This window comes from Larkinella sp. (assembly GCF_965227735.1).
Lineage (GTDB): Bacteria > Bacteroidota > Bacteroidia > Cytophagales > Spirosomataceae > Larkinella.
This window is the reverse complement of sequence record NZ_OZ245776.1, coordinates 6234983-6248900: the sequence shown is the minus strand read 5'-3', so window position 1 is coordinate 6248900 and position 13918 is coordinate 6234983. Positions and strand designations below refer to the sequence as shown.

Here is a 13918-nt window from a genome sequence, read left to right as displayed (position 1 = left end):
TAAGGATCAGAACGTACACTGAAGACCCACTACGTAGGATTTGGCCGCCGGGTACGTCCCGTTGTCGTAAAACAGCGCGTTGGCACTCCCGTAATTATTGGATTCGGGGTCCCAGCCCTGGTATTTGGTCAGCGTAAAGAGGTTGTTACCAGCCACATACGCCCGAATGCCTTTGGTAAACTTGACGCGGGGAAGGTTGTAGGCCAGCGTCAGATTTTTGACCCGGATGTACGAATTATCTTCCACCCAGCGATCGCCCACCGGCAGGTTCGTGCCCTGCGCCGGTTTGACATACTCGTTGTTGGGATTGGTGGCCGACCAGCGGTTCGCCGTTCCTTCGAGCAAATTCACCTGCCCGGATGGCGTTTCGAACGTAAACCGGAACCCATTGAACAGGCGACTTCCCTGCACGCCCTGCACAAAACCGCTCAGTTCAAAATTCTTGTATTTCACCAGCGAGGAAAATCCGAAAAAGTACTTGGGCTGCGCATTGCCGACGATCACCTGATCGTCTGTGCTGATTTTGCCGTCGCCGTTGACGTCCTTGATTTTAAAACCGCCCGTCCGGGCATCATAACCGGGGAGAAATGTTTCGCCGGTTTGGTTGATGCCGTCCAGCATATACGTCCGGTAGATACCCAGCGGTTGCCCGACTTTCAAAATGGAGTAGCTCGACAGGGCAATTTCGTTCTGGATGCCATCCAGCGCCAGCACTTTGTTTTTGTTGAACGTAATGTTCCCCGACGCTTCCCACTTGACCGCGCCCGTCAGAATCTTGCCGCTCAGGCCCAGTTCCAGCCCCTTGTTCTGGATCGAACCGTAGTTTCCGGTAATCGTCGTATAGCCCGACGACATCGGCAACGCCTTGGTAAATAGCAGATTATCCGTCCGTTTGTGGTAATAATCGGCCACGACAGTCAGGCGGTTATTCAGAAAAGACGCATCCAGACCAATGTCGAGCTGGGTGGCTTGCTCCCACTTCAAATCCGGGTTCGCAATCCCGCTCGGGTTGATGCCGGTTTGGGTCAGGTTGTTGAAATTGTAGTTGTAGCCCTGCCCGCTCACCGTCGCCAGCGACTGGTACGGCCCGATGGCTCCCGCATTTCCGGTAACGCCGTAACTGGCCCGCAGTTTCAGGTCACTGACAAACTTGACGGGTTTCATAAATTCCTCCTCGATGATCCGCCAAGCCGCCGACACCGCCGGGAAAAAACCGTACTTGTTGTTCGCACCAAACTTGCTGGAGCCATCCACCCGACCCGTCAGATCCAGAAAATACCGGTCCTTAAAACCGTATCCCACCCGGCCCAGCCACGAGCTTAGGCTGCTTTTATTCCGGAAGCTCGACAGCGCATACACGGTAGCATTCGCTGTCGACCAGTTCTCGGTGAAGTCGTTGCCAAAACCGGATGCCGTTTGGTTATTATTCTGCAAAATATCCGACTGCGTCGCATACACCACGGTGGCGTTAAGGGTGTGATTCTGACCGAACTGGGTTTTGTAGGTCAGGATGCTTTCGTGCAGCAAGGTTCGGGCGTAGCTGCTGTTGTTGCTGGCCGACCCGTTCACGGCGTTGGGATTGTTCAGCGAAATCGAATCGACAATGGAGCGGGGCGAATACTGTTCCTGCAAACTGGACGACAGATCGGCGTTGAGGCTGGCGCGGTAGGTCAACCCTTTGAGGAGCGTCACTTCCAGATACAGATTCCCCAGAAACCGGTTGCCGCTGGTGTAATTTTTCTTCGCCAGTTCGCCCATCGGATTGACGGTTTCCCGGTAGCGTCCGCTAAACTGATCGGCAAAGGAATACACGCTGCCATCGGGTCGGAAGGGCCGCAAGGTGGGCGGAGCCGCCACCGCCCGGCCCAGAATGCCTTCGCGGGCACTCGTCACGTTTACGCCCGTTCCGCCCGCATTCACCCGGTTTTCGCCCGTTGCGGTGTAATACAGACTGGTGCCGACCTTCACCCGCTCACTGATCCGGTGGTCGATGTTGGCCCGGAGCGCATACCGCTCATAATCCGTCTTTTTGATGATGCCTTCCTGACTGAAATAATTCGCTCCGAGCGCAATCTGGGTTTTGTTCGTACCGGTGTTCACCGAGAGTTGGTGGTTCTGAATCATCGCCTGGCGAAAAATCAAATCCAGGTAATTGGTTCCGGCACCCACGGCATCCGGATTGGGATACACGACGGTGGGGCTGTAGGTGGCATTTTCCAACTGGGCAAACTGCGTCGCATTCAGAATGCCCAGCTTCCGGGTGGTTTCCTGCTGACCGATGTAGCCGTCGTACGAAACGTTCGTCACCCCGTCTTTGCCCCGTTTGGTCGTAATCAACACCACGCCATTGGCCGCTCTGGCTCCATAAATCGCCGTGGCTGCCGCATCTTTCAACACTTCTACCGATTCAATGTCGGAGGGATTGATTTGGGAAAGCGGATTGGCCGCATTGACGCCCGACGACGCCGAAATCTGAATCCCGTCGATCACATACAGCGGTTCCGATGTGCCGTTGATGGAGTTCGTCCCCCGGATGCGGACGCTGATGTTGCCGCCGGGCGTTCCCGAATTTTGCCGCATGTCCAGCCCGCTCACGCGCCCCTGAAGCCCCTGCGCCAGATTGGCCACCGGCGTCGCTTTCAACTCCTCGGCTTTGACGGAAGCAATGGCCCCGGTCAGCGAACTTTTGGTTCGGGTGCCGTAGCCGACGACGACCACTTCGCCCAACGCCTTGGTATCGGGAGCGAGTTGAACGTCAAAAACCGTCCGGCTCCCGACCGCAACTTCCTGATTCAGATACCCGACGAACGAAAAAATCAAAATCACATCGCCGGTTGGAATGCTGAGTTTAAATTTTCCGTCGGCATCCGTCGTGGTTCCCCGCGTCGTGTTTTTGATGACGATGCTGACGCCCGGCAGCCCCTCGCCGGTTTCACTGGTGACGGTTCCGCCAATCGTCTGATCGCTCGCATTTTTCGCCTGGCTGGATGCCACCAGTTCCTGAACCGCCGGAATCGTGGCCGTCAAGGGTGCGGAAAAACCGGGTGCGGTTTCATTCACGCGTTGCAGCACTTCCGGCGAGTCGGCATTCCGGCGATCCTGTTTTTTGTCGAGAATCAGGTAAGCGCCATTCTGTGCTTTTTTGTAATACAAGCCGGTCGCATTCAACAGTTTATCCAGATTGACCTCCAGCTTCCGGTTGTAATTCAGCCGCCCCGCCGGAACGGTAACGCCTTCCAGCAAACCGCCTTCGAAGAGAATGTCCACGCCGTAGTGGTTTTTCAAATCCTTCAGCACGTCGCGCAATTTGCGGACTTCCGGGTTGCTTTCCTGCCGGGCAGTGGGTTGCTGGGCGCGGGCCAATGTCTGGGCCCGGTTTGGGAAGCTCGTCAGGCAAAACAAGGCAAACAAACAGCCGCCCCAGAGCGTTTTTCGTAAGGGTCTTTTCATGGCAACAAAAGGGTTTAGGAATGGTTAGTGATCTTCGACAAAGCGGACGGTGTCGTCGTGCCGGACAACCCGGATGCCAAAGACTTCGGAAATGATTTCAAGCAAATCGTCTACATTGTCGGCGCGGAACGATCCCACCAGCGTGCGCCGGGCGAGCTGGTCGCTGCTGATTTCGACCTGCAAGCCGTAATTTTCCGTGAGCATATCGCCAAACTCACGCAGGGACATGTCTTCAAAAACGAAGCGTTTTTCCGTAAAAGCCGTGAATTTTTCGGGCTCCACCTGACTCCGCAGTTGCAGTTGGTTGTGTCGGCTAAAGGTCGCCAGATCGCCCGGTTTCAGCATTACCTGCCGACGCTGGCGGTTTTCGGTGTAACTCAGTTCCACTTTTCCCCGGCGAAGCATCACCTTGCCACCCCGCGTCCGGGAGTAGACGGTGAACTCGGTTCCGAGAACGGTTACGTTGAAATCGCCTTGGGTTTTCACCAGAAACTTCTGATGGCCAGTCTGGTGCGTAACCGAAAAGAAGGCTTCCCCGGACAGCACGACCTCGCGGGTTTCGGCTCCGAACCCAAACCGGGGGACCTGCAATTCCGAATTGGCGTTTAGCGTCACCTTGCTGCCATCCGACAGCGTCAGTGAGCGGGTTTGGCCGAAATCTGTCCGGTAAGTCTGGTTATACATTCGGTTCCGACCCAGCCAGCCCGCAAAAACCAGCCCGATCAGGACGGCTGCGGCAGCCAGCCAGCGGATCGGAAACCGGAGGCTCCGACCGGTTGCCTGCAAGGTTTCCACGCTGCCGACGGTTGCCACCGACGGATGGGTCTGCATGTGTTGCACATACCGCTCCAGAGCCTGATCCAGTTCCGGCACATACGGGGGCGCCTGGCGTTCCCATTCCACCAGCCACTGGTAGAACGATTCCTGGTTGGTTTCGTCGTGCAGCCACTGTTCGATCTGCCGCTTCTGCAAGGGGGTGGTCTTCCCGGCAAAATGGTCGAATACCAGTTCTTTCGTAATCATTGGATTCATGGGTTGGCTCGTCGGAAGCAGTTGTTGTTTTGACGCCGTTTCTAGCTAGACAAAAAGGGCGGGGTCTACACGTAGTGGAAGGGCCAAAAAGATGGATTTCAAATTAACCAGTCGGTTATGCCTGCCAGCAAAACCATCCACATCCAACTGTCTTTCAGGCCACTGCGCAAAGTCGCCAGCGCTTTTCCGATGTGCGTTTCTACGGTACGGATCGACAGGTGGAGTTCGTCGGCGATTTCCCGGTTTTTCTTCCCCTCAAACCGGTTCATGATGAACACTTTCTGGCATTGCGGGGGCAAGGTTCCCACCAGTTCGTCCACCTTCCGGTACAATTCCTCGAATTGCATCATGCGCTCCGGCGCATCGGAGGACGCCGATTCCTGCTGCAGGGCCGACTCCAGCGGGTCGCTTTTTTTCAGCTCGTTCATCAGGTAATTGTAGGCCCGGTTGCGTACCGAGCGGAACAGATACGCCCGGTACGAGTGCTGTACCTGACTGAATGCCTGGGTGTTCCAGAAGTTGTAGAAAATATCGGCCACCAGATCTTCCGCAATTTCGCGGGAATATACAAACCGGGTGGCGTGCGTACACATCGGTTTGTAATACAGTCGAAAAAGCAATTCGCAGCCTTTTTTCGGGTCGGTTCCGAACGTCCGGCGAATGAACAATTCGGAATCCAGCGTGGTCACCGCTTCGGCCCCATCCGACTCGCCGGGCCGGTTTGCCATCGATTCACTGCCGTCTTTCCGACCGGTGTCTTCCGAAGATTCTTGCGTAAAAGCAGCCCGCATACACGACGATTTAAACTTCTGTTTTCCGAGTTTTTTAGTCTCTTTGGAAGAAAGACAAATTCAAAGCCGAATATACGTAGTGGCGGTTGGGATTTTTTTAGAAAAAGTTTGGCGAAAAGCAGAAGCCCCGTCAGGGGCTCCACAGCGCAGCGTCGCCGGGCCGCCGGAGCGGTAGAAATGCCGAATACACCAATGAATCCGTGTGCCGTCAGGCACACAACAATTCGTGATCATATTCGGTCGCGTGCCTAACGGCACGCCGGGGTACGGACTAATCGGATTGTGGCTACCGACGCTTCGCTGTGGAACCCCTAATGGAGCAAAGCCGAGTATACGTAGTGGCGGTTGGGATTTTTTTAGAAAAAATTTTGCAAAAAAGGAAGAAAAGAAAAAGGAATGATAAATGTAAAATGATGAACGCCAAATGTAAAAGTGTCCTCAGCTTGCACATTTACATTTGGCGTTCATCATTTTACATTTATCATTCCTTTTTAACCAGCCCCAGATCCCAATCATCCGTCCGAAACGGAATGACCGGTAAGCCTTCGGCGCTGAATAACGTGGGTTCGGGTGCGTCCCGAAACGCAAACCGGACGGCGACGGGATTCTCGACACCGTCGGCCCAGACTTCAACGGTGTGGTGTTGAATCCGCGCCTGGGCTTTCCTGAAAACCCGATCGGCTCCGGCGATCTCGAATTCCGTTATCGCACCGCTTCTGGCAATCAGGCCGTTGGGCGCGTGGTCGAAGGAAAGCCCAATGCGGTTTCCGTGGATGCGGAGGGAGCGGTATTGCGGACTTTTGTACGAATCGATTCTTTGATGGTAGGTTTCGGCCAGCGCCCAGTTCGCCAGTCGATTCCCAACTTCTTTTTTGTAAGCCGGATGAATGTCGTCCAGATTATCGACCAGATCGGTCGTGACCACCATGCCGGTTTTCGGAATAGCCATCGCCCTCGTCTGATTTTCCCGAATCAACGCGGTTTCAAACGTTCCGCCGTAGCGGTACGGAGCCAGTTGGACGAAATAAAACGGAAAATCGGTCTGCCAGCATCCGCGCCAGCTTTCCACGAGCAAACGCGTCAATTGGTAATAGGCTGGCGCATAATGCCGGTTCGACTCGCCCTGGTACCAGATCACCCCGGCCATGGCAAAAGAGGTAATGGGCGCGACCATGCCGTTGAACAAAACACCCGGAACGTTCGGTGCCCAGGGCGTTTTCACCATCGTCTGGCCGGAATAACGAGTTTCAGGATACAGATTGACGAGCGATTCGGGCAGCCAGGTGTCCATCTTGGAACCGCCCCACGACAGATCAATCAGGCCAATCGGAACGCCAAGTTGAGCTTGCAGTTTCTTCCCAAAAAAGTAACCGACGGCACTGAATCGCTTCAAACTGACCGAATCACAAATCGACCAGTTTCCGCCCACGTCGGTTTGGGGCGAAGGAGCTGTCCGACGGTTCATCTTAAAAAACCGGATGTTGGGGTTGTATGCCGTCGGCAATTCAGCCTGAGCATCCTTCACCCCTCCAGCCGCAGTCAACGCCATGTTCGACTGCCCCGAACACAGCCAGACTTCACCGATCAGAATATTGGTCAGCAAAACCGTATTGTTTCCTTTGATCGTAATGGCATACGGCCCTCCGCTTTTCGGCGTTCGCAGGCGGATTTTCCAGGTCGCATCGGCCGCACCGGTGACGCTCACCGGCCGGGTATCCCAACTGGCCGTGACGGTTATTTTTTCGGTCGGATTCGCCCAACCCCAGATTGCTACGTCGGTTTCCTGTTGCAACACCATGTCCGACGCCAGAATCGAAGGTAAAACCACCTCGGCCTGCACACGCGAAAAGAGCAATAGCCACAACAGCAGGGCGGTTTTCATCAGCTCCGCATGCCGAGTTTGGTCAAAACCGCCACGGCCTCGCTCCATTGCACCTCGTGGGGCAACCGCTTGCTTTTGGCGGCCAGGGCGGCCACCACCCCGGCGGCTTCGCCCATCGCTACGGCATTGCCGGTGACACGGTAGCTGGCGTGGGCCGTAAAATCACCGCTGATGCAGCGACCGGCCATCATCAGTCCGTCGACATCTTTGGCAATCAACGCCCGCAGCGGAATGTCGTACGGAATCATTTTAATACCGCCCCGCGAGATGGTTTCGGTCTCGTTGGTTTTGCGGTCGGCAGCGTGAATATCGACGCCGAACGTGGGCCGAACGACGGCGTCCTGGTGCCGGGCACCCATCGCCAGATCCTCTTTGGTAACCGTATACCGACCGTGAATCCGGCGACCATCCCGAATCCCGATCTGCTCCGGCGTTGCCACAATCTGAATCCCCTCCCACGGCCCGCCGAGTTTGTTCAGTCCGCGGACAATGCTGTACACCTCCGCCCGCGCCCGGACGGTGGCTTCGGTAATTTCATCGGCATCGAAGGCTTTGATGTTGTATTCGTGATTAACCATCACCATCACCAGATTGTCGCGAATCAGGAACAGCGTGGGCATCCCGTACGAAGGCGTAATTCCGGCGCGGTTGATCTCTTTCATAAACTCCTTCGTCGCCTTGACGTGCCAGTCCATGTTGGCTTTGCCGTTGTCGTCCTGGTAAAACGAAATGTACGGTTTCAGCGCAGCGGCATCTTTCACAACCGCCAACGTATTGAGGGTCAACGGCTGACACGGGCAGGTATCTCCGCCCCTGCCGATTTCCCAGCTATTGCCGGCCTGAGCGCCCAGGTCACCGTCGCCGGTGGCGTCGATAAATACTTTTGCTTTCCACGCCTGCCGCCCCGATTTCGATTCGGTGATGACGGTCGTCACCTGGTTTTTGTCTTTGTAAGCGGCCGCCACGCGGGTGTGCAGCAGGAATTTTACGCCCGCTTCGGCGCACATTTCTTCGAGCAGCACCTTCATGTCGTCCGGCGCATAGACAAACTGATCCGGAACTTTGTTGCGCCGGGCGTCGCGTTCGTCGAGTTTTTGGATGATCTCTTTCGTCAAACCCGGTTTGTTGAAATCGAAGATATAAGTCAATAAACCCGCCGTCCAGACGCCCCCCAGACAGCCGTGGATTTCGAGCAACTGCGTTCGGGCCCCGGCGCGGGCGGCAGCGATGGCGGCCGCAATTCCGGCTGGCCCTCCCCCGCAAACGATCACATCGACATCGCCTTTGATAAGCAGATCGCGGGAAGGTTCCGAAAATTTGGTCGCGTCTTTTGCTTCGGCAGCACTTTCGGTCAGACCAAGGCCGGAAAGAGCCGTGGTGCCCAGGGCCGCAGACCGCAGGAATTTCCGGCGGTTCAGGTTAAACATTGATGAAATATCAGTATTGATAGGGTTAGAATCCATGTCTTGCTTCTGATTAACTGATTAAAATATTTTTTTCCTATTTCAGATTTTCGCTCTTCGCCCCTAAATCGCCGAATCACGCGTTTGGCTTATCAGCCCACTGCTTTAGCTGTGGGAAATTGAAACGAAACCGAATCATTTCGAAACCGTTTTAACGGTTTGCTGGACGACTAAACCGTTAAAACGGTTTTGCTAGCAGGGGGTTACTTTTCGCTTCACCCACAGCTAAAGCAGTGGGCTGATAAGCCAAACGCGTAATTCGGCGATTTAGGGGTTGGCTAATACCCCGGATTCTGGTCTTTCACCGGATCGATCGCCTTGTTGTAGTTCAGTTCGGAAACCGGGATGGGCCACAGGAAATGTTTGTCAGCGATGGTCTTCCCTTTGGCCGCCAGAATAATCTCCTGGGCTTTTCCCGTCCGTTTCAGCTCCAGCCACCGCTTGCCTTCGTACTGAAATTCGTAACCGCGCTCTTTGACGACCAGATTCAGGAAAGCCGCCGTGGTGGGATAGTCTTCCAGTTTGAAATCGACCGGAGAAGCTGCGGTTGGGTTTTTGCCATACGCCCGGCGGTGAACCTGATTGAGGGCTTCCAGCGCGGCTGCCGTTGGCGCACTTCCGGCCCGGCCCGTAGCTTCGGCATAAATCAGGAGCAAATCAGCGTAGCGATACCAGGGCACATCATTCCCGGCACCGGCAAATTCGAGCGAATTGGGGTCAATGAATTTCTTGCTCAACAAGGAGGTGGCCCCGATACCGATGTTCCAGGAATACCAGATTCCTTTGCGCAAATCGGCGTTATCCCAGGCTTTGTACACCGGGTTGGTGCTGTCGCCGTGAAGCCCGAAAACCCCACCGCCACCGCCCAGAAATTTGGTTCCGGGGTGGTTGGTCAAGGTCGGAAAGAGGTTGCCCTGCGCGGGCTGTCGGGAGAATTTCAGGTAGAAAATCTCTTCCGGCGTAGAAATCAGATCCGGGCCAAAAACCTTCTGAAAGTCGTCGGACGTGGCAACCGGAATTAGCGAAAACTTCCCCGACTTGATTACCTCATCGGCCTTGTCACGGGCTTCGGCGAATCTTGCCAACTGCAAATAGACATCCGCCAGCATGGTTTTGGCAGCCCAGCGGGTGGGCCGTCCCGGTTGCGTCACCTGGTCGGGCAGGTTGGTTTCGGCTTCTTTCAGATCGGCCAGAATCAGGGCGTAGACTTCATCGACGGTATTCCGTTTAGCATCGATTTCGGTCATGTTGGCTTCCGTCCGGATCGGCACACCGCCCCAGTTGCGCACCAGGTGAAAATAGCTGAACGCCCGCAGGAATTTGGCTTCGGCCACAAAACCGCTGACATCGGCCTTGCTGATCGCGTTGCCGTTGGGCGCATTTTTAATCACCAGATTGGCATTCCGGATGCTCAGGTAATAGGCTTCCCAGGCACCAGCCACCCGGCTGATGTTGACGTTATCGAGCCCCTGAAAATTGTTCAGAACCGCATAACTACCCCGGCCATAGGCATAATCGATGTGGCCTTCCAGTACGGCGATGTAGACGCCCATACCGTTGGTCGAACTACTGCGCAATGGGGTGTAAATGGCGTTGGTAGCCGCTTCTACCTCTACTTTCGTGTTGTAGAAGGTTTCAACCGCCAGCGTTTTCGGCTCCTCTTTCAAAACATCCTCGCAGGACATCAGGAAGAGCAGGGGGAGAAGAAATCGTATTGTTTTCATCTTTCTAATGAGTGATTGAGTGAATGAGCAATTGAGCGAAGAGCGATGATGCAATTGAGTGAACTTACAGGTTTTAGTATTGGTGTATTTCACTCAATCGCTCATTCACTCAATCACTCAATTTAAAATCCCGCCCGCAGGCCGATGGTGATCGATTTGGCAGTTGGATAGCTATATTGGTCGAAACCCTGGGCGGTGGAGTTGGCACCGCCGTTGGAGTTCACTTCCGGGTCCCACCAGGAATAGTTGGTGAACGTCAGCAGGTTCTGGCCGCTGGCGTAGAACTGCGCCGAGCGAATCCAGTTGACACCCCACTTCTGAACCGGCAGGTTATAGGCCAGCACAATGTTTTTCAACCGCAGGTAAGAACCGTCTTCCACAAACCGGTCGGAGACGTTGGTCCGCGTGGTGCTGCTGATGACCGGGTATTTGGCCGTCGTGTTGGTGGGGGTCCAGTGATCCCGCAGCACCTCGCGGGGCATGTTCAGGCCGTAGCCGTAATCGACCGTGTTGTTGATGGCGCTGCTGTTGAAGATGTCGTTGCCCTGAGTGCCCTGCAAAAAGATCGTCAGGTCGAAATTGCGGTACGACATGTTGGAATTAAAACCGTAGATAAAGTTCGGGTTCGGGTCGCCGATGTAGGTTTTATCCCGCACCGTGATGGCCTTATCGCCGTCCAGATCCCGGTATTTGATCTTCCCTTTTTCGTCGTAACCGTCTTCGAGGTAGCCCCAGAAACGGCCCATCGGCTGGCCTTCCCGCAGGATGTTCCGGGTGTCGGTAATCGCCGACAGATCGACAAAACCGCCCAGAATATCCTGTCCGCCGTGTAGTTTGATGACCTTGTTGCGGTTGAAAGCCACGTTGGTGTTGACGTTCCATTTGAAAGCGCCGGTCAGCACATTGGCGTTGATGCCCAGTTCAAGCCCTTTGTTCTGCACTTCCCCGATGTTCTGGATGGTGGTGACAAAGCCCAGCGAGGACGGCAGTTGGACGGTATTGAGCAAATCGCGGGTGTTTTTGATGTAATAATCGGCCGTCACCAGAATCCGGTTTCCCAAAACACCGAAATCGATCCCGATGTCTTTCTGTTCGGTGGTTTCCCATTTCAGGTTTCCGGGCAGGTTGGTGCCGGGCGCATAAGCCGTATAAAGCGCGTCGCCAAAAATGGTTTTCGCCGAAACAAGCTGATTCAGGGTCGCGTAGGCTCCAATCGCCTGGCTACCCGTCAGTCCCCAGCTTACCCGCAGTTTCAGGTCGGAAACCAGTCGGCTGTTTTTCAGAAAATCCTCGTTGGAAATCCGCCAGGCCAGCGCCCCGGACGGAAAATAGCCCCATTTATCACCTTCGCTGTATTTGGAAGAGCCATCGGCCCGAAAGCTGAACGTCGCCAGGTATTTGCTGTCAAAAGCGTAATTGATACGTCCCAGATACGACAGAAGCGACGATTTGGAGTAACCCGAACTGGGAATGCCCGGTGTACTGGCCGCAGCCAGATCGTAGGTTTGGCTGGTGTTGCTGATGTAGCCCTGGCCGCTGCCGCTCAACGACGTGCTGACAAAATCCTGGTAGGTGAACCCGGCCACCGCCGAAACGCTGTGCTTTTGCCGGATGGTTTTGGCGTAACTGATCGTGTTCTCGTTCAGCAGACTCGTAAACTGGCTGGTGCTGACGCTGGCCCCGCCCTGTGAACCAAAAAAATTGTTGGTGGTATAGGAATCCGTCCGGTCGTCGGAATTTTCAATACCGCCCGAAATCTTGATCGTTAGTTCCGGAATGGGGTTGTACACAAAGGCGGCATTCGTCATGACCCGGTTTCCCCGGGTGGCGTTGCTTTGTTCGTTGAGGGTGTTGATCGGATTCCGCAGTTGCGTGTTGATGAACGCGTAGGTGGTTCCGAACATTTCGTAGGTTCCATCGGCCTTGTAGGGTCCCAGAACCGGCGGGGCCGAAACCGCCCCCGCAATCAGCGAACCGCCCCGGTTGCTCCCCTGGCTGTTCTGGGCGCTCGATTTGATCCGGGTGAGGGTGCTGGCCACGTTGACACTGAGCTTCCGGCTGATGGCGTGGTTGATGTTGGCCCGCAGCGAATACCGGTTGTAGTCGCTGCCCCGGATGATGCCGTCCTGATTAAATGTACTGCCCGACAGCGAAAACTGCGTTTTTTCGTTGCCGCCACTGATGTTTAGCGCAACCGTTTTCATGGGAGCCTTCTGAAACACCAGATCCTGCCAGTCGGACCCGTTCCCAAACCCGTCGATTTGGGCCTGCGAAAAATACGGTTTCAGGCCGTCGTTGGTTGCCTGTTCGTTGTAGAACGTTGCGTATTCCTTCGCGTTCATCAGATCCAGTTTTTTCCGCAGCGTCTGGCTGCTATAACTGGTCTCCACGTCGACGCTGGTTTTACCGGCTTTCCCGCGTTTTGTCGTAATCAGCACCACGCCATTCGCTCCCCGCGACCCGTAAATTGCCGTGGCCGAAGCGTCTTTCAAAATCTCGATGTTTTCAATATCGGCGTTGTTCAACACCGTCGGATTGCTGCCCGACATCGGAAAACCGTCTACCACATACAGCGGCTCGTTGCTGCCCTGAATCGAGTTGGTGCCCCGGATCCGGACGCTGACGCTGCCGCCCGGTGCTCCGGTATTCTGCAACACCTGCACACCAGCCGCCCGGCCCGACAGGGCCTGCAACACGTTGGTTGCCGGATACGAATTAATGTCTTTTGATTTGACCTGCGACAGTGAACCCGTTAAATCACTCTTTTTGACGGTTCCATACCCCACCACTACTACCTCGTCCAGCGCCTTCTGATCGGGGGCAAGCCGAATGTCGAAAACCGTCCGACTCCCAACGCTAACTTCCTGATTGACATAACCCACAAAGGAAAAAATCAGCACGGCGGTTTCGTCGGGAACACTCAGCCGAAACGCGCCGGTGCCGTCGGTGGTGGTGCCGCGGGTCGTATTCTTCACCACCACACTCACGCCCGGCAACCCCTCCCCTTTTTCGTCGGTTACTTTTCCGCCCACCGACCGGTCGGCAATCAGGGCCGTTTCTTCGAATTTGAGCGTCGGCTGAACACTTCCCATGCCGTCGGGAATCGTTGAACGGACGAGCGCGATCTGGCTTCCGGTGACGACATAGCTCAATTGCAGCGGTTTCAGCAACCGGTCGAGAATGTCCACCAGCCGTTCGTCGGTAGCGGCCAGCGACACTTTCCGGTCAATCTGAACCACCTGACGGCTGTATACGAACTTGACGTGCGCCGTTTTTTCCAGCGTCAGCAAGGCCTGCCGGACGGTATAGTTGTCCAGCCGAACGCTCACCCGCTGGTCGAGTAATTCCTGCGCCCGGGCGGCCAGCGCGCCGTTGATCAGCAGCGCCGTCAATACTACCTGGAGGAACGAAAGTCGCATAAGCATCCGAATCGTTTCGTGGTTTGTAAACTTGTACATAAATTGGGGGTGGTTTAGTTATTCCGGGCAAAGGAGTAGCTACACCGGTCCGCGGTGGCCCGAAAAGTGCCGCCGGATCGGTCAAATTCCCCCGCTATGTTCGCACCATAGCGGGCTT

7 protein-coding genes are annotated in these 13918 nt (G+C 55.3%); all 7 read right to left on the bottom strand.

The window, feature by feature from the left end; translation table 11 throughout:
- Nucleotides 1-6: 6 nt before the first annotated feature.
- Nucleotides 7-3450: a SusC/RagA family TonB-linked outer membrane protein gene (locus ACO064_RS24425; protein ID WP_421829823.1), complete on the bottom strand. Its 3444-nt coding sequence runs from the start codon at nt 3448-3450 to the stop codon at nt 7-9.
- A 24-nt stretch (nt 3451-3474) separates the two neighbouring features.
- Entirely contained in the window at nt 3475-4482 is a 1008-nt protein-coding gene (locus tag ACO064_RS24420) for a FecR family protein (protein ID WP_421829821.1), read from the bottom strand.
- A 98-nt stretch (nt 4483-4580) separates the two neighbouring features.
- Complete coding sequence (locus ACO064_RS24415) at nt 4581-5273, bottom strand: RNA polymerase sigma-70 factor (protein ID WP_421829820.1); 693 nt, start codon at nt 5271-5273, stop codon at nt 4581-4583.
- A 481-nt stretch (nt 5274-5754) separates the two neighbouring features.
- The gene (locus ACO064_RS24410; protein WP_421829819.1) at nt 5755-7155 is read right to left on the bottom strand and encodes a sialate O-acetylesterase; all 1401 of its coding nucleotides are present in this window, start codon (nt 7153-7155) and stop codon (nt 5755-5757) included.
- Complete coding sequence (locus ACO064_RS24405; protein WP_421829817.1) at nt 7155-8582, bottom strand: FAD-dependent oxidoreductase; 1428 nt, start codon at nt 8580-8582, stop codon at nt 7155-7157. Before ACO064_RS24405 ends, ACO064_RS24410 begins: the two co-directional genes overlap by 1 nt.
- A gap of 314 nt (nt 8583-8896) precedes the next feature.
- Complete coding sequence (locus tag ACO064_RS24400) at nt 8897-10342, bottom strand: RagB/SusD family nutrient uptake outer membrane protein (protein ID WP_421829816.1); 1446 nt, start codon at nt 10340-10342, stop codon at nt 8897-8899.
- A 122-nt stretch (nt 10343-10464) separates the two neighbouring features.
- The gene (locus tag ACO064_RS24395; protein ID WP_421829815.1) at nt 10465-13800 is read right to left on the bottom strand and encodes a TonB-dependent receptor; all 3336 of its coding nucleotides are present in this window, start codon (nt 13798-13800) and stop codon (nt 10465-10467) included.
- Nucleotides 13801-13918 lie beyond the last annotated feature (118 nt).

Bases quoted from the DNA above. Each gene is read 5' to 3' on its own strand.
- ACO064_RS24415 (WP_421829820.1), bottom strand. From the start codon at position 5,273: ATGCGGGCTGCTTTTACGCAAGAATCTTCGGAAGACACCGGTCGGAAA.
- ACO064_RS24400 (WP_421829816.1), bottom strand. From the start codon at position 10,342: ATGAAAACAATACGATTTCTTCTCCCCCTGCTCTTCCTGATGTCCTGC.
- ACO064_RS24410 (WP_421829819.1), bottom strand. From the start codon at position 7,155: ATGAAAACCGCCCTGCTGTTGTGGCTATTGCTCTTTTCGCGTGTGCAG.
- ACO064_RS24405 (WP_421829817.1), bottom strand. From the start codon at position 8,582: ATGTTTAACCTGAACCGCCGGAAATTCCTGCGGTCTGCGGCCCTGGGC.
- ACO064_RS24395 (WP_421829815.1), bottom strand. From the start codon at position 13,800: ATGTACAAGTTTACAAACCACGAAACGATTCGGATGCTTATGCGACTT.
- ACO064_RS24425 (WP_421829823.1), bottom strand. From the start codon at position 3,450: ATGAAAAGACCCTTACGAAAAACGCTCTGGGGCGGCTGTTTGTTTGCC.
- ACO064_RS24420 (WP_421829821.1), bottom strand. From the start codon at position 4,482: ATGAATCCAATGATTACGAAAGAACTGGTATTCGACCATTTTGCCGGG.